Origin of the sequence: Parasphingopyxis sp. (assembly GCF_052168295.1) — a bacterium.
In the GTDB taxonomy this organism is placed as follows: Bacteria; Pseudomonadota; Alphaproteobacteria; order Sphingomonadales; family Sphingomonadaceae; genus Parasphingopyxis.
Window position 1 is genome coordinate 49,156 of sequence record NZ_JBQLZN010000080.1, and the last position, 15,686, is coordinate 64,841.

The following is a 15,686-nucleotide window of genomic DNA, read 5'->3' on the forward strand; positions in this document are numbered from 1 at the left end:
GCGCGCCTGACTAGCCGCCTCCGGACGTCGCGGCAATGGGCGCTTTTACCCGATAAAGCGCGCTGCCGCGTTGATTTTTCATTCTTCAACTGCTTAGGGCTGTGAAGAGGAACAGACGCGCCTTGGACGGCTGCGAAGTTCTTTCCGATTTTCTTAGGAGATTTCTCTTGTCCGCTCATACCCCCGCTTTCGGTTTGGCCCAGCAGGGCATCGATACCGGCAGCGCCGAACTGCACTGGAACCTCACCACCGCGCCACTGATCGAAACGTCCGTACGCCGGGGCGAAGGCCGCCTCGCGAAACATGGCCCGCTGGTCGTCGAAACAGGCAAGCACACGGGCCGGTCGGCCAATGACAAGTTCATTGTCCGCGATGGCGAAACTGAAGACACCGTCTGGTGGGGCAAGGTGAACGTGCCGATGGCACCGGAGCATTTCGCCGCGCTCAAGAAGGATTTTCTCGCCGAGGTCGCGAAGAAAGACACGCTGTTCGTGCAGGACCTGTATGGCGGTTCGCAGCCCGATCACCGTGTACGCGTGCGGGTGATCAACGAACTCGCCTGGCACAATCTCTTTATACGGACGCTGCTCTGCCGTCCCGAAACGGACGAACTGCCAGGCTTCGAGCCTGAATATACGATTATCGACCTGCCGAGCTTCCAGGCCGACCCCGAACGCCATGGCACACGCTCGGAAACCGTGGTGGCTGTAAATCTATCGGAAAAGCTGATTCTGATCGGCGGCACGAAATATGCGGGCGAGATGAAGAAATCCGTATTCGGCATTCTCAACTACCGCCTGCCCGTCGACGGCGTGATGCCCATGCACTGCTCGGCGAATATCGGGCCCGATGGCGACACGGCGATCTTCTTCGGCCTTTCGGGCACAGGCAAAACGACGCTGTCGGCCGATGCGAGCCGTACGCTGATCGGCGACGACGAGCATGGCTGGTCCGACACGGCTGTCTTCAACTTCGAAGGCGGCTGCTACGCCAAGATGATCCGGCTGTCAGAAGAAGCGGAACCCGAGATCTACGCCACGACGCGGCGTTTCGGCACGGTGCTTGAAAATGTCGTGATGGACCCGGGAACGCGCGAACTCGATTTCGACGACAACAGCCTCGCGGAAAACAGCCGCGGCGCTTATCCGATCGATTTCATTCCGAACAGCTCGGAAGAGAATCTCGGGCCGGTGCCGAAAAATGTGATCATGCTGACCGCCGATGCCTTCGGCGTCCTGCCGCCGATCGCGCGCCTTACGCCCGACCAGGCCATGTATCACTTCCTGTCCGGATACACGGCAAAAGTTGCGGGCACTGAAATCGGCGTGACCGAACCCGAGGCGACCTTCTCGACCTGTTTCGGTGCGCCCTTCATGCCCCGTCATCCCAGCGTCTACGGCAATCTTCTCAAGGAGCGGATCGCCAAAGGCGGCGTCAAATGCTGGCTCGTCAATACGGGCTGGACGGGCGGCAAATATGGTGTCGGCGAACGGATGCCGATCAAAGCGACGCGCGCATTGCTCAATGCCGCGTTGGACGGCAGCCTCAACGACGCGGAATTCCGCTCCGATCCAAATTTCGGCTTCGACGTACCGGTTTCGGTGCCGGGCGTCGACGACGCAATCCTGGATCCGCGCGGCACATGGGCGGATGCCGAAGCCTATGACGAGATGGCAACCAAGCTTGTCGGCCTGTTCATCGACAATTTCAGCCAGTTCGAAGAGCATGTCGACCAAGGCGTTCGCGAGGCTGCGCCGACGGCCGCGTGAGGCCTCAGGAGAGAAGGAGTAAAGCGATGAATATCAACTCCATCCTGCGCGGGATCGGCGGCGCGCCGGACGACGTCACGAATCTTGCGGAACGGGTCGGGATCGATCCGGCCATGGCGGAACGCGCCATCGCGGCGCTCGGCATCACGCATCAGCAGGAAGGTGACACGGTCGAACTGGCCGCCGAGCAGACGGGCATGGACACGAATGTGCTCAACCAGATTGTCGAACATATCGGGGGCGAAGGTTCGCTTACCAGTTTCACAAACATGATCGACCGCGATGGCGACGGCAATCCGCTCGACGACATTGCCGATATGGCCAAAGGCCTGTTCAACCGCAGCTAGAAATCGCCCGCACCGGCCTAATCATCGCTCGCAGGCAGAGCCTCGATCGGCTCGACCGCGAGCCGGTTGCCTTCCGCGCCGACGATCTTCATCCGCGTACCAGTGTCGGCATCGGGTCCGGTGGCAGACCAGACGCTGTCGCCGACCTTGACCCGGCCCGAACCGCCTTCGATCGGTTCGATCACTTCCACGGTCTGCCCGATCATCTGCGCGATGCGCGCGTTTAGCAGCGGCGCGCTCGACAGGATGGGATATACGTCGAACCAGCGCTTGGCGACATAGACAGATGCTACAGAGCATATTGCGAAAACCAGCAGCTGCACCGCAAAGGGCAGGGGCAGGGCGAAGCCCAGCAGGCCCGTAATGATCGCCGCACCGCCGAGGAACATCAGATAGGCACCCGGCGCGATCATTTCAGATATCAACAGGATCACACCCAGGATTATCCACAGCATATCGCCGCTGATTTCCGTGCCGCCGATATTCATCGTGCGTGCCTCCTCGTAGTTCTATCGCCCGGTGCGCGGCGGGCGCCCCGGAACGACCGTCGTCGATTCGCTGTCGCCCAGCGCTTCCTTGGCGAGCTCGCCGATGCCGCCCAGCGTGCCGATAAGCTGCGTCGCTTCGACCGGGAACAGGATCGTCTTCGCATTGGGCGACTTGGCGAACGCCTCGACGGTTTTGACGTAATCCTGCGCGATGAAATAGTTGATCGCCTGCGCATTGCCGCCCGCGATCGCGTTCGACACCATCTCGGTCGCCTTCGCTTCGGCCTCCGCCTCGCGCTCGCGCGCCTCGGCGTCCCGGAAAGCCGCTTCCCGCCGGCCCTCCGCTTCTAGGATGTTGGCCTGCTTTTCGCCTTCGGAACGCAGGATTTCAGCGGTCTTCTCACCCTCCGCCTCGAGGATCGTCGCGCGCTTCTCACGCTCGGCTTTCATCTGCCGCGCCATCGCATCGACGATATCGTGCGGCGGCCGGATATCCTTGACCTCAACCCGCGTGATCTTCACGCCCCAGGGTGTCGTCGCATCGTCGACGACCGAAAGTAGGCGCGCATTGATCTCGTCGCGCTTGGACAGCGTCTCGTCGAGATCCATCGAGCCCATGACAGTACGCAAGTTGGTCGTCACCAGGTTGAGGATCGCATTATAGAGGTCCGACACTTCATACGCAGCCTTGGCGGCGTCGAGCACCTGGAAAAAGACGACCCCGTCGGTCGAGATCATCGCATTGTCCTTGGTAATGATCTCCTGGCCCGGAATATCGAGCACCTGCTCCATCATGTTCACTTTGCGGCCCACGCGATAGAGAAACGGCGTGAAGAAGTTGAAGCCGGGCGTCGCGACCGTCGTGAAACGGCCGAAATATTCGATTGTGTAGTTATAGCCCTGTCGCACGATCTTGATGCCCATGGTGACGAACACCACCACCAGCAAGGTGAGGACCATCACGACCCCGAAAAAGCCTTCCATCTGACCGCTCCCGCAAATGTTATCTCGACAATTGCTCGCATATTGAGCGCAATCGGGCCGACTGCCAAGGCTGAATCGCGGAAAAACCGGTCCGTTAGTGGAGCGGCAAAGCCGTTCGTCGAAGCCCGGCGCGCAACGTCTTGTGGCCTACACCGGCAACTGCCATGCACCCCGCATGACATTGCGATTGCTCGCCCTTTTCGCGGCCCTCATTCCCTTTTCATTCGTCGAAGCGCAAACGCCAACGGAAGCGGACCTTATGCGCCATATCGAGGTCTTGGCGAGCGACGCGTTCGAAGGCCGCGAACCCGGCACCGCCGGCGAGGCGCTGACGGTCAGCTATATCGCCGGGCAGTTTTCCGAAGCCGGGCTGATGCCGGGCTATAACGGCCGTTTTTATCAGCCCGTCAGGCTAATCACGCGCACCGACGACCGGGCCGAGATCGTCGCGACCCACAGCGGCGACGAACAGCGGACACATATCGGCATCGTCGCACTCGGCAAACGCGAATCCGTGGCGCTCGAAGACGTGCCGGTGACGTTCGTCGGGCATGCGACGGATGTTCTAGCCCCAGACGGCGGTGCGCTTGCCGATCGGAGATTCGACGGACAGGCGGTCCTGCTCCTGCGGGGTAGTCCTGCGAGCGGCGAAAGCGCACCCTCGCTCCGGCGCAGTCTCGCTTTCTTTCGAGCGCGCGGCGCCGCCGCGATCATCGCCATTGCCGAGTCCGGCATCCCCTGGGAGGCGTCACTCAACAGCATGCGCTTTCGCCAGACCTATCTTGCCGAGACACCACGGGCGGATATCGAAGCGCTCGTATCGGCGGAAACCGCAGACCTGCTCTTCGGCGATGCGGGGTATTTGCGGGACAATCTCGTCGAAATGGCGGCAGTGGAGAATTTCCGGCCCATGGTTTTGGATCTGCGGCTCGATCTGCGCGCCGAGACTGTGATGGACCGCTATGACGGGATCAACGTGGTTGCGTTGCTGCCAGGAACCGCGCGAACCGGCGAAACAGTAATGTTCACGGCCCACCACGACCATTTCGGCATCTGCGCGCCCGACAGCGCGGAGGACCGGATCTGCAACGGCGCGGTGGACAATGCTAGCGGGACGGCCGCCTTGATCGAGGCCGCCCGTGCCCTTGCGGACGGCCCGCGGCCGGAACGCGACATTATGTTTATGACGACAACCGCGGAGGAAAGCGGCCTGCTCGGCGCCTATGCCTTTGTCGATGCGCCGCCTTTCCCGCTCGACAATATCGTCGCGCTGTTCAACCTCGATACCATCGCCATCGCGCCGCGCGGGATGCCGGTGGGCATAATCGGGCGTGGACTGACGCCACTTGACGCGCTGATTGATACCGTCGCGCGCGAACAGGAGCGGGAGAATTACGCGGGCACGGAGATGAACGTCTTCGTCCAGCGCCATGATGGCTGGGCGTTTCTCGAGAACGGCGTTCACGCCGTTTCGGTGGGTGGCTCCTTCGTCGACCGCGAGCTGCTGAACGGCTTTCTGCGCGGTGCGTATCACGGTCCTGACGACGAAATCGAGGGCATCGAATTGGGCGGCGCGCTCGAAGATCTGCTGCTGCACATCGCGCTCGGCCGGGCATTTGCCGATCCCGCACGCTATCCGACGCCTCAGCGCTAGCGTCCCACGCACTTCCTGCCTATAGACGCGCGACAGCGAATCTCGAGCAAGGTGAACGCGGTCATGGAAATCAACGAAGGACTCACATTCGACGACGTCCTTTTGCGCCCGGCAGAATCCGAAATATTGCCCAGCGCCGCCGATACGCGGACCCGCCTGACCCGGGAGATCAATCTCAATATTCCGATCCTTTCCGCTGCCATGGATACCGTCACCGAGGCCGATATGGCGATCGTGATGGCGCAGCTCGGCGGTATCGGCGTCCTCCATCGCAACCTTTCGATCGAGGAGCAGGCGGGCGCCGTGCGCGCGGTCAAGCGGTTCGAGAGCGGCATGGTCGTCAACCCTATCACCATGGCGCCGGACCAGACGCTGGCCGAAGCGCTGGAACTCATGGAGCGCAATCGGATCTCCGGTATTCCGATCACCGAGAGCAGCGGCAAGCTGGTCGGCATCCTCACGAATCGCGACGTCCGGTTCGCCGAAAACCCCGATCAGCCGGTCTCCGAACTCATGACGAAAGAGAATCTGGCAACCGTGGGGCAGGGAGTTACCCAGGAAGAGGCCCGTCGGCTCTTGCATCAGCGGCGGATCGAGAAACTGATCGTCGTGGATGACGATTATCGCTGCGTCGGACTGATAACCGTCAAGGATATCGAAAAGGCTGTGACCTACCCGCATGCGACGAAGGACGCTTCGGGCCGGTTGCGTGTCGCCGGTGCGACGACCGTGGGGGATACCGGATTCGAGCGGACCGAAGCGCTGATCGATGCGGAATGCGATCTCATCATTATCGATACAGCGCACGGCCATAACCGATCCGTCGGCGAGGCGGTCGAGCGCGTAAAAAAGCTCTCGAATTCGGTGCAGGTCGTCGCGGGCAATGTCGCGACCGCCGAAGGCGCGCGCGCACTGATCGATGCGGGCGCGGACGGCATCAAGGTTGGGATCGGCCCCGGTTCGATCTGTACGACGCGGGTCGTCGCCGGCGTCGGCGTGCCGCAGCTGACCGCCGTGATGGAATCGTCCGCGGAAGCCGCCAAGTCGAACGTGCCGGTCATCGCCGATGGCGGCCTGCGCACTTCCGGCGACGTCGCCAAGGCACTGGCAGCCGGCGCTTCGACCGTAATGATCGGCTCCTTGCTCGCTGGCACGGCCGAAGCGCCCGGCGAAACGTTTCTCTATCAGGGGCGCTCCTACAAAAGCTATCGCGGCATGGGCTCGGTAGGCGCAATGGCGCGCGGCTCGGCCGACCGCTATTTCCAGCAGGACGTGACCGAGCAGTTGAAACTCGTACCCGAGGGCATCGAGGGCCAGGTGCCGTTCAAGGGGCCGGCGAAGGACGTCATTCATCAGCTCGTCGGCGGCGTTAAGGCGGCGATGGGCTATACGGGATCGGCGACGATCGAAGCTTTGCAGCGTGCATCCTTCATCCGGATCACCAATGCGGGCCTGCGTGAAAGCCATGTCCATGACGTGTCGATCACGCGCGAAGCTCCCAACTATCCGACGCGCTAAAGCATGACTCCCGCCGCGCGCGTTCAGGCGGCCATCGAGTTGCTCGACCAGATCATCGGTGCGGCGCAGTCGAACGGCCCGGCCGCGGACACGCTGATCAAACGCTATTTCGCTGACCGGCGCTACGCCGGATCGAAGGACAGACGCGCCGTGCGCGAACTGGTTTACACCGCAATCCGGCGATACGGCGCGCCGCCGCATGACGGACGCTCCGCCATGGTTGGCCTTGTGCAGGACGAACCCGAGTTGCGCAGTGCCTTCGATGGATCGCAATACGGACCGGCGCCGATAGCCGAGAACGAGATGGGTGCCCTGCCATTTGGGCTTCCCAATTGGCTGCGCGCGCGATTTGCGGATGTGATGGATAATGCGGATATCGCCAGCCTCTCCGGGCGCGCGCCGCTCGATATCCGCGTATTGCTGGAAAAGACCAGTCGTAAAGCCGTGCTAGACGCTATCGAAGGCGCAGAGGCCGGCAGCTTGAGCCCATCGGCAGTACGGATATCGCAGGGTTTTGCCATCGAGCAGCACGCACTGTGGCGTGACGGATTGGTCGATATTCAGGATGAGGGCAGCCAGTACATCGTCGATTGCTGCGACGCCCGGCCTGGTATGACCGTAATTGACCTGTGCGCGGGCGCAGGGGGCAAAACTCTCGCGCTTCATGATCGGATGGCGGGCGAAGGCCGTCTGATCGCCTGCGACACCGATCGCAAGCGACTGGGGCGTATGGATCCGCGTGCGCGCCGGCTGGGAATCGATGTCATCGAGACGCGGCTGCTCGATCCCGGACGGGAAAGCGACGCGCTGTCCGATCTCGTGGGACAGGCCGATATAGCGCTCGTCGACGCGCCCTGTTCGGGAACCGGCACATGGCGGCGCAATCCGGAGGCGCGCTGGCGGCTGACCGAAAAAGGCATACAGCGTTTCACGGACCTCCAGCGCCACCTGCTCGAAACGGCGGCGCCTCTTGTAAAACCCGGCGGTTTTCTGGTTTATGCCGTCTGTTCGTTGCTGTCTGATGAGGGAGACGGGCAAATCGCTCATTTTCTGCAATCCCGTTCGGATTTCAGCAAGGTGCCGCCTGCTAGTCACAAGGCTGCCGAATCCAAGGCTGGCCTCGTGCTGACACCGGCCCGTCACGGAACGGACGGGTTTTTCTTCGCAAGACTGCAACGGTCATGCTAGAGAACCGCAAGGAAACTGTACCGGAGCTTATCATGCGCTTTTCGCCGCTCGCCATTGCCCTCTCGCTGACTCTCGCAACCGTTTCGAGCACGGTGCACGGGCAACGCAGCGACGACGATATCGACCCGCAGTCGATTGCCTTGGTCGAAGCCGGACGCGCGGCGCTGGCGGAAGGCGATAACGAACGCGCGGCCAATCTCGTCGAAACCGGCCTGGCGGTCGATCCGCGCAATCGCGACGGTTTCATCGCGCTGGCCGAAATCGCCGAAGCGCGCGGTCTGCCTGGCCTCGCCATTCGCTACTATCGCGAGGCGCTGACCATCGATCCGAACGATCTGGCGGCGCTGGAAGGGCAGGGCCAGGTGCTGGTCCGCCGCGGCGCGGTCGAGCGGGCCCAACGTAACCTGACGCGGATCGAGGCGTTGTGCGAAACGCAGTGCGAGGAAGCGACCACGCTTGCCGCAGCAATCGAAGCGGGTCCGCCGGCCGCGCAGATGGCCGCACAGCAAAACAGCGCGCCCGTGCCCGATGCCGAGGAAAACGTTACGCCCCAGTAGCGTCCAGCGCTCGGGCGAGCGCGACATAATCGCCGACCGACAGCGTTTCGGCGCGGCGTTTCGGATCAATTCCCAGTTCCTCAAGCAATTGAACGGCGTTTGACAGGTTTTTGAGACTTTGTCGCAGCATTTTCCGCCGTTGGCCGAAAGCGGCCTGAGTCAGTCGTCCGATCGTATCGGCACTGACGTCCTTCGGTGCTTCGGTTGGCTGGATATGGACGACGGCCGACATCACCTTTGGCGATGGCACGAAGGCGGAGCGATGGACTTTCAGGGCGATCGCCGCCGTCGAGCGCCACTGGGCGAGGACCGACAAGCGGCCATAGGCGCTATCGCCGGGCTGCGCGACGATACGGCGCGCCACTTCCTCTTGGAACATCAGCGTTAGCGACCGCCACCATGGCGGCCAGGACCCGGGCGTCAGCCAGCGGACGAGGAGAGCGGTTCCGATATTGTAGGGCAGGTTGGCGACGATATGCGCGCCGTCCGCGCCGGTTTCGCACTCGTCGATATCCATGGCATCGCCCGAGATTACGGTCAGTCTGTCACCAAAACTGCCAGAGAGTTCGTCGAGCGCCGCAAGACACCGCTCGTCGCGCTCGACGGCGATCACTTCCGCTCCCGCCTCGAGCAACGCGCGCGTCAGGCCGCCGGGCCCTGGTCCCACTTCGTACACGCGCTGTCCGTCTAGATCGCCGGGTATCGCGGCGATCCGCGCCAATAGCTGCGTATCGAGCAGGAAATTCTGCCCCAGAGCCTTGTTCGCTCGAAGCCCGTGCCGGGCGATAACCTCACGCAGCGGCGGTAGCGCCGTCACGCAGCAACGCTGCCTTCGTAAAGAACGCGCTGTTCCGCACAAAAAGCCGCGAGGCCGATCGCGGCAATCGTGGCGCCCGGATTCGCGCGATCCTGGCCGGCGATCTCGAAAGCCGTCCCGTGGTCGGGCGATGTCCGGACGATGGGCAGGCCGAGAGTCAGATTGACGCCTTCGTCGAAATGCAGCGTCTTGAGCGGGATCAGCGCCTGATCGTGATAGAGGCACAAGGCGACATCGTATTTTTCCCGTGCCGCCGCGTGGAACATCGTGTCGGCCGCAAAGGGCCCATGCACGTCGAAACCTTCCTCGCGCAACTGCGCCAGTGCCGGTTCGAGAAAATCGATCTCCTCCCGACCGAGCGCGCCGAACTCCCCGGCATGGGGATTGAGGCCCGCGAAGGCGAGCCGCGGTTTCTCAATACCGAAATTGCGCGTCATGCCCCGCGCAGCCGCCCGCGCCTTGGTGACAATAAGGTCGACGGAGACCACTTCCGGAACGTCGCGCAGCGGAATATGGGTTGTGATCGGCACGACCTTCAGCGTCGGCCCCGCCAGCATCATGGCGGCATTCTCGCGCGACACACCGCAGCGCTCTGCGACAAATTCCGTCTGCCCGGCATGCGAAAAGCCGATATCGTAGAGCTGGCTCTTCGAAACTGGCCCTGTAACGACGGCGCGCGCGGCACCGGAACGGGCGAGACCCACGGCGATTTCGAGCGAATCGAGCGCACAGCGCGCGCTTTCGGCGGTCGCATGGCCGGGCCGGGTGCGTTCGCCATTGTCGACGGCGAGAAGCGGCAGTGCACTTTCGAATACCGGACGCGCCTCGTCAGGCGAACCGATCCGCTTGACCGGCCCGGACCAGACCGCCGCGAGTGCGTTCGGATCGCCGACGGCGAAGAAGGGCGCAAGGCCGTGCTTATCGCGATCGGCCCATGCCTTACCCGTAATCTCCGGACCGATCCCGGCCGGATCGCCGAGCGAGACAGCAATCGGTCTCATGTCGGGGCCCGGCTCAGCGATATTCGATGACCGCGTCGCGACGAAGGTCGCGCAGATAACGGCGCGCCTGCCGGTCGCCACGCTCCTGCTCGAGACGCGCCATCAGCACATCGGCGTCGGGTTCCGCCACTGCGGGGGGGTCGTCGCGGCCGCACAATATGAGCACGCGCACGCCCTCCTGCAGCGAACCGAAAGGATTGGTCGCCTGGCCGACCTGGAGATTGGCCATGCTCTGCTGCAGGACGTCCGGCAGATCGCCCAGGCGGACGCCGTCATTCTGCACGAGCTCACCGCCAAGTTCGGAGGCGATCTCGGGTGCGACACCGCAACCGCCGCCGGCTTGTGTCGCGCGCGCGAGCGCTTCGACCTGCGGCTCGGCGATCTCGCGGGTCGTTCCCGGCGGGAAGGTCAAGGTGATCTGCGAAAGGCTGAGCTGCGCATCGCGCGGATTGCTCATCAGCACCTGGCGCTGATCGATCAGGGCAACGATCGAAAAGCCGCCGGGAATCGGGATTGCCTGGCTGATGCCCCCGACGGGCATCTGGGTGACCACGGCCGCGAGTTCCGGCGGAAGCTGAGCGGGCCGGACCCATCCGAGATCGCCGCCGACCGCTGCCGTCGATGCCTGCGAGAACTGCCGGGCATAGGCCTGGAACGACCCGCCCTGGCCGATCTGCTGGAGGATGCGCTGGGCGCCGGCCAGCACTTCCTGCTCATTGTCGGGACGGGCGGGCAGATAGATTTCGGCGACCCGATATTCGGTCTGGCCGCGATTCTCTTCGAGCGTCTGGATGATCGCCTCGACCTCAGCGTCGCTGACGGCGACAAACGGATTGACGTAGCGCCGCAGCACGCGCCGCCAGGCCAGTTCGCCCTCGATCTGGCGCTTCATCGTCCGGTCCGAGCTGCCTTGGGAGCGCAGGAACGCGGCGAACTCTTCCGGGCTGGCGCCCGAGCGCTGGGCGACCTGTGCGAAAGTCGCATCGATATCTGACTGGGGCACCGTGATGTCGTTGGCGCGCGCTTCCTGGATCTGCAGCGTTTCGTCGATCATGTTGCGCACGATCTGCATGCGCAGCCGCATCCGCTCTTCGTCGCTGATCTGCACCGAGCTGTTTGCCGCGATGAACAGATTGACCCGGTGGTCGACATCCGTGCGCGTGATGATCTCGCCGTTCACGATCGCCGTCGGCGTGCGGATGTTCGGATCGCGCTGGCCGAAAACGGTGAAATTTTCAGGCAATCCCAATTGCTCGGCCGTATTGGCGAGCGGATCAGGCTGTTGCGCGGCTGCCGGCGATGTCATCGCCGCGGCCAAGCCCGCAATGGCCAATAGCTTGATAGTCCGGGCTTTGCGCCCTCGGTTCGGTTTAAGCATAACTGATAAAGAATCCCATCTGTGCCACGATACACGCCCAGCGCGATTGTCGTGTCCATCTACTATGATGTTTCCTGAACGACAGCTTAGCGGCCCAAATTCGTTAAGGCAAAGCGAACGAGGAACGTGTTGCCCCGTCGTGCGTCACCGGTATCGTCGTAATCACGGCGCCAGGTGAAGCCGAATTCGAGCCCCTCATCCTCATAACCGAAGCCGAGACGTGTGCGCACAGGCTCGAAGCCATCCGACTGCGATATCGGGTCTTCCTGGCTGCTTGTGAGATCGACCACAGCGGATCCGAACACGGACCAGTAATTACCGAGCGCCACGCGCGCCGACGTGCGCAGTTCCTCGCGATCGCGCAAATCCTCGACGTTCAGCGTGATATCTCGGTTGAGCCGCAGATAGCCGACCTGCGCATAGGTAGTGCGCGAACCGACCGTGAAGTCGATCTCGTTGCGGCGCAGTTCGAGACTGTCCTTGTCCAGACGGAACCGATGGGTCAGCGCCAGGAACCGCCCATAACGCACCTCTGTACGGCCGACGAAATCGGAAAACCGTTCGGCAAGTCCGGTGCCGTTCGGAAACAGGGTCCGCTCGTTATTTAGCCGATAGCTTTGCGCGAGGCTGCTGCGCAGTGAGAAACGCGGGAGATCAAGCGCATATTCGCCACCATAGGTTACGCGCGCGCCGTCCTCGAAACGGTCATAACCGGGAAAACGGTTGAGCGAAAAGACGTTGGCGACTTCGAGTTCGATCGACCGGGAATCCTCGTTCGGTACTTCGAGATTCGATAGCGGCGGCGTCACCACGAACTGCACGCGCGGCGTGATCCGCTGAACACCGCCAAAAACTTCGCCGACGAATGGCCAGGCTATGTCCGCGGCCAGCGCGCTTATGCCACGGAACTGCCAGCCTTCCTCACCGCGATAGAGACCGGTCAGCGTGTCCGCATTCTCGTCCGAATGATAGACATCGCCACGCACGAGTGCCGTCAGCGTCACCTGCTGCCCCATCGTGGTAATGCGGCTGAGGTTCCATTCGGCGCTCGCAAAGGCGCGCTGCGTATCCTGCCCCTCGGTGCGCACGATCCCCATCGTATTGGCCTGAAGATTGATCGTACCGCCGAGAACATCCTCGTTCATCCGCAGCCGATAATCGATCACGGGAATCGCGAAAGGCTGCTGCCCGGCGTCGGACGTCACGCGCAAATCCTGCACGGCCCATCCCGCGATCGAGAAATAGCTGTCCCGCCCGACCCGTTCGGCAGCGATGGTCGAACGCAGCCGGTCGTCGCGCGAAATGTCGTAGCGCCGGAGAAACGTATCGTCGGTTGTCAGTCGCCCCGAACCGCTGACGCTCCAATAGGGCGTGAACTGGAAGCGGCCATTCGCCTCGATATAGCCGCGAACATCCTCGTCCCCGACCGGGGTTAGCCCGCCACTGGGATTGATGTCGCGCCGCGTGCCGTAGGTAATCATGCCGCCGATCTGGAATGCACCCTCGGCCGCGAGATTGCGATAGTTGGCGGAGATCGAGGGCAGCACCTCGGTATAGACGCGCGGCGTAATCGTTAGGTCGCGGTTCGGTGCGATCTGCAGATAATAAGGAATGCCGATCTCAAGGCCGTTGACCCGGCTCAATCGAAGGTCCGGCACCAGAAAACCGCTCGTGCCGCCCGCCGAGCCATCCGGATGCGAAAAAGCCGGCAGCGCCATGATCGTCACGCCGAACAGCTCGAAACGGGCGTTGCTGTACCGGATACGGTTGGTCTCGGGATCATGGACGATCCGCGCGGCGGTAATCCGCCAGCTCGGATCGCGGGGATTGCCGTCATAATCGACCGCGGGATAGGGCGTGTATGCCGCGCCTTCGAGAGTCGATACATTGTTGACGCGCGCGCCGCGAAGCGCCGCCAGGCGACCGCCATTTTCGAGCACGATGAGCAGGTTATCCACCATGCCGTCGCGCAAAGTGTCGGTCAGGTTGGCGACATCGGCATAGGCTGTCTCGCCCTGCGGCGTGCGGATTGCGACATTGCCGCTTGCCTCCACCGCACCGGTTCGGCGGTTCCACGAGACGCGATCGGCGCGCAGGCGCGCACCGGCGCGCACCATGCGAACATCGCCCATTGCGATGACGATGTCGTTCTCGCCATCATATTCGACCGTCTGAGCGCTGAACGCGATCTCTTCCGGATTTTGCGGAGAGGCGAGCGGCGGAATCTCCGTATCGGTAAGCTCGACACCCGGGATAAGCGTTTCGAACGGCGACGCATCTCCGGTCTGCGCCTGCGCAGGCACGGCCGCGACGATCATGAACATCGGCAGCGCGGTCAGGCTGAAAAGGGGGTTACGCGTCAAAATCCATCACCGGGTACGAATGGCGGCCGTCGGACGCGCCTATCGCACTCCCTAGCCGATGCTGCAATCGCCTTTGCCAGAGCCCAACGGCTCGTCTATCGGGTGCAACAGTCATCACACTGTTCCTAGCGGCAGGAGAATAACAATTTCCATTCCCGTCTCATTCGCATCGTCCGTTCCCGAAGACGTCTCGGCTCTCGTTCTGCCGTTGCGCGAGGGCACGTCGCCCGACACGGCGACACAAGGCTTGCCGAAAGACGCAGCCGCTGCGTTGGAACGCGCGGCCGAAGCGAGCCGTTTCAAGGGCGAGATGGGCAGCTCGGTCGAGATTTTCGCTGAGACCGATGCTGGCACGCGCCGTATTCTGCTGGTCGGCATGGGTAAGAAGAAAAATGCCGATTCGCTCGAGAAAGCCGGCGGCGCGGCAATGGCGAAACTGCAGACGTCGGGCGAAAAGACGATCACTTTCGACGCGGGTTCCGTCGATCTCAAACAGGCCGGGTCGAACATGGCGTTCGGCGCCCTGCAGCGGGGTTGGCGGCTCGATACATACCGCACCAAGCTGCCGAAAAAATCGCGCCCGAGTGTGAAAGAGATTACGGTCGTTGCCAGCGATGACGAAGCCGCCGAATGGGACCGTTTCCAGGCAATCTATGCCGGCATCGCGCTAGCGCGCGAGCTCGTCACCGAGCCGCCGAACATCATCCATCCGCAAGGCTTCGTGGAGCGCTGCCGGCCTCTCGCCGAGCTCGGGGTTGAGATAGAAGTCCTCGACAAGGACGAGATGAGCGAACTCGGCATGGGCGCGCTGCTCGGCGTCGCCCAGGGTTCGGCGGCCGAGCCGAAGCTGCTCGTGATGCGCTGGGACGGTACGGACGGCGCGCAGAAAAAACCCGTCGCATTCGTTGGCAAGGGCGTGACATTCGATACGGGCGGTATCTCGTTGAAGCCGGGTCCGGGCATGGAAGACATGAAGTTCGATATGGGCGGGGCCGCGGCGGTCGCGGGCGCCATGTGCGCGCTGGCGGGCCGCAAGGCGAAAGCGCATGTCGTCGGCGTGTGCGGCCTTGTCGAGAATATGCCGTCGAGCACGGCGCAGCGGCCAAGCGATATCGTGACGACGATGTCCGGGCAGACCGTCGAGGTGCTGAATACCGACGCCGAAGGCAGACTTGTACTGTGCGACGCAATGCACTGGGTGCAGGAGAAATACTCGCCCGACGTGATGGTCGATCTGGCGACGCTGACTGGCGCCATGATCATCGCGCTCGGCCACGAGCATGCCGGTTGCTTTTCGAATGACGACGATCTTGCCGATCAACTGCTCGGCGCCGGGCGCGCCAGCGGGGACGCGCTGTGGCGGATGCCGATCGGCAAGGCCTATGACAAGCTGATCGATTCGCCGATCGCGGACATCAAGAATGTTGGCCCGCGCGAAGCCGGTTCGATCACGGCCGCGCAGTTCCTCCACCGATTCGTGCAGGATGGCGTCAAATGGGCCCATCTCGATATTGCGGGTACGGTCTGGATCAAATCGGCGTCGAATCTCTGGGCCAAGGGCGCGACCGGCTATGGCGTGCGCCTGCTCGACCGCTTCGTCGCCGACAATCACGAAGGATAAC

13 protein-coding genes are annotated in these 15,686 nt (G+C 62.7%); 7 read left to right on the forward strand and 6 right to left on the reverse strand.

All coding sequences use genetic code 11. From position 1 onward, the window contains the following. The first annotated feature begins 167 nt into the window (after positions 1-167). Both ACTS1Z_RS12815 and ACTS1Z_RS12820 read left to right on the forward strand, forming a co-directional pair. Positions 168-1,769 carry a phosphoenolpyruvate carboxykinase gene (locus ACTS1Z_RS12815; RefSeq protein ID WP_442624857.1) on the forward strand — a complete coding sequence of 534 codons (1,602 nt, stop codon included), beginning with the start codon at positions 168-170 and terminating at the stop codon, positions 1,767-1,769. Between the two features lie 26 nt (positions 1,770-1,795). After that, complete coding sequence (locus ACTS1Z_RS12820; protein ID WP_442624858.1) at positions 1,796-2,116, forward strand: hypothetical protein; 321 nt, start codon at positions 1,796-1,798, stop codon at positions 2,114-2,116. Positions 2,117-2,133: 17 nt separating this feature from the next. Here ACTS1Z_RS12820 and ACTS1Z_RS12825 read toward each other — a convergent pair whose 3' ends face one another. Further along, positions 2,134-2,604 (reverse strand): NfeD family protein, encoded by a 471-nt coding sequence (locus ACTS1Z_RS12825; RefSeq protein WP_442624859.1) that lies wholly within the window; start codon positions 2,602-2,604, stop codon positions 2,134-2,136. A 21-nt stretch (positions 2,605-2,625) separates the two neighbouring features. Beyond that, positions 2,626-3,564: an SPFH domain-containing protein gene (locus ACTS1Z_RS12830; RefSeq protein ID WP_442624930.1), complete on the reverse strand. Its 939-nt coding sequence runs from the start codon at positions 3,562-3,564 to the stop codon at positions 2,626-2,628. Positions 3,565-3,763: 199 nt separating this feature from the next. On the opposite strand from ACTS1Z_RS12830, the gene ACTS1Z_RS12835 reads away from it, so the two are divergent. From ACTS1Z_RS12835 to ACTS1Z_RS12850, 4 genes are all read left to right on the forward strand, one after another. After that, positions 3,764-5,242: a M20/M25/M40 family metallo-hydrolase gene (locus ACTS1Z_RS12835; RefSeq protein WP_442624860.1), complete on the forward strand. Its 1,479-nt coding sequence runs from the start codon at positions 3,764-3,766 to the stop codon at positions 5,240-5,242. A gap of 63 nt (positions 5,243-5,305) precedes the next feature. Continuing rightward, complete coding sequence (gene guaB, locus ACTS1Z_RS12840) at positions 5,306-6,760, forward strand: IMP dehydrogenase (RefSeq protein ID WP_442624861.1); 1,455 nt, start codon at positions 5,306-5,308, stop codon at positions 6,758-6,760. A gap of 3 nt (positions 6,761-6,763) precedes the next feature. Next, entirely contained in the window at positions 6,764-7,948 is a 1,185-nt protein-coding gene (locus tag ACTS1Z_RS12845) for an RsmB/NOP family class I SAM-dependent RNA methyltransferase (RefSeq protein WP_442624862.1), read from the forward strand. A gap of 32 nt (positions 7,949-7,980) precedes the next feature. Further along, positions 7,981-8,505 carry a tetratricopeptide repeat protein gene (locus ACTS1Z_RS12850; protein WP_442624863.1) on the forward strand — a complete coding sequence of 175 codons (525 nt, stop codon included), beginning with the start codon at positions 7,981-7,983 and terminating at the stop codon, positions 8,503-8,505. On the opposite strand, the gene rsmA is transcribed toward ACTS1Z_RS12850, so the two are convergent. From rsmA to ACTS1Z_RS12870, 4 genes are all read right to left on the reverse strand, one after another. After that, positions 8,492-9,322 (reverse strand): 16S rRNA (adenine(1518)-N(6)/adenine(1519)-N(6))-dimethyltransferase RsmA, encoded by an 831-nt coding sequence (rsmA, locus tag ACTS1Z_RS12855; RefSeq protein ID WP_442624864.1) that lies wholly within the window; start codon positions 9,320-9,322, stop codon positions 8,492-8,494. The two genes, ACTS1Z_RS12850 and rsmA, sit on opposite strands and share 14 nt — an antisense overlap. Beyond that, positions 9,319-10,323 carry a 4-hydroxythreonine-4-phosphate dehydrogenase PdxA gene (pdxA, locus tag ACTS1Z_RS12860; protein ID WP_442624865.1) on the reverse strand — a complete coding sequence of 335 codons (1,005 nt, stop codon included), beginning with the start codon at positions 10,321-10,323 and terminating at the stop codon, positions 9,319-9,321. Before pdxA ends, rsmA begins: the two co-directional genes overlap by 4 nt. Positions 10,324-10,336: 13 nt before the next feature. After that, on the reverse strand, positions 10,337-11,629 hold the full coding sequence (locus ACTS1Z_RS12865) for a peptidylprolyl isomerase (protein WP_442624866.1): 1,293 nt from the start codon (positions 11,627-11,629) through the stop codon (positions 10,337-10,339). A 158-nt stretch (positions 11,630-11,787) separates the two neighbouring features. Continuing rightward, positions 11,788-14,025, reverse strand: coding sequence for an LPS-assembly protein LptD (locus ACTS1Z_RS12870; RefSeq protein ID WP_442624931.1), 2,238 nt, complete (start codon positions 14,023-14,025; stop codon positions 11,788-11,790). A 190-nt stretch (positions 14,026-14,215) separates the two neighbouring features. On the opposite strand from ACTS1Z_RS12870, the gene ACTS1Z_RS12875 reads away from it, so the two are divergent. Continuing rightward, positions 14,216-15,685 carry a leucyl aminopeptidase gene (locus tag ACTS1Z_RS12875; protein ID WP_442624932.1) on the forward strand — a complete coding sequence of 490 codons (1,470 nt, stop codon included), beginning with the start codon at positions 14,216-14,218 and terminating at the stop codon, positions 15,683-15,685. Position 15,686: the final 1 nt, after the last annotated feature.

Bases quoted from the DNA above. Each gene is read 5' to 3' on its own strand.
- ACTS1Z_RS12825 (WP_442624859.1), bottom strand. From the start codon at position 2,604: ATGAATATCGGCGGCACGGAAATCAGCGGCGATATGCTGTGGATAATC.
- ACTS1Z_RS12830 (WP_442624930.1), bottom strand. From the start codon at position 3,564: ATGGTCCTCACCTTGCTGGTGGTGGTGTTCGTCACCATGGGCATCAAG.
- guaB (WP_442624861.1), top strand. From the start codon at position 5,306: ATGGAAATCAACGAAGGACTCACATTCGACGACGTCCTTTTGCGCCCG.
- ACTS1Z_RS12850 (WP_442624863.1), top strand. From the start codon at position 7,981: ATGCGCTTTTCGCCGCTCGCCATTGCCCTCTCGCTGACTCTCGCAACC.
- ACTS1Z_RS12870 (WP_442624931.1), bottom strand. From the start codon at position 14,025: ATGTTCATGATCGTCGCGGCCGTGCCTGCGCAGGCGCAGACCGGAGAT.
- ACTS1Z_RS12835 (WP_442624860.1), top strand. From the start codon at position 3,764: ATGACATTGCGATTGCTCGCCCTTTTCGCGGCCCTCATTCCCTTTTCA.
- ACTS1Z_RS12820 (WP_442624858.1), top strand. From the start codon at position 1,796: ATGAATATCAACTCCATCCTGCGCGGGATCGGCGGCGCGCCGGACGAC.
- ACTS1Z_RS12865 (WP_442624866.1), bottom strand. From the start codon at position 11,629: ATGACATCGCCGGCAGCCGCGCAACAGCCTGATCCGCTCGCCAATACG.
- pdxA (WP_442624865.1), bottom strand. From the start codon at position 10,323: ATGAGACCGATTGCTGTCTCGCTCGGCGATCCGGCCGGGATCGGTCCG.
- ACTS1Z_RS12845 (WP_442624862.1), top strand. From the start codon at position 6,764: ATGACTCCCGCCGCGCGCGTTCAGGCGGCCATCGAGTTGCTCGACCAG.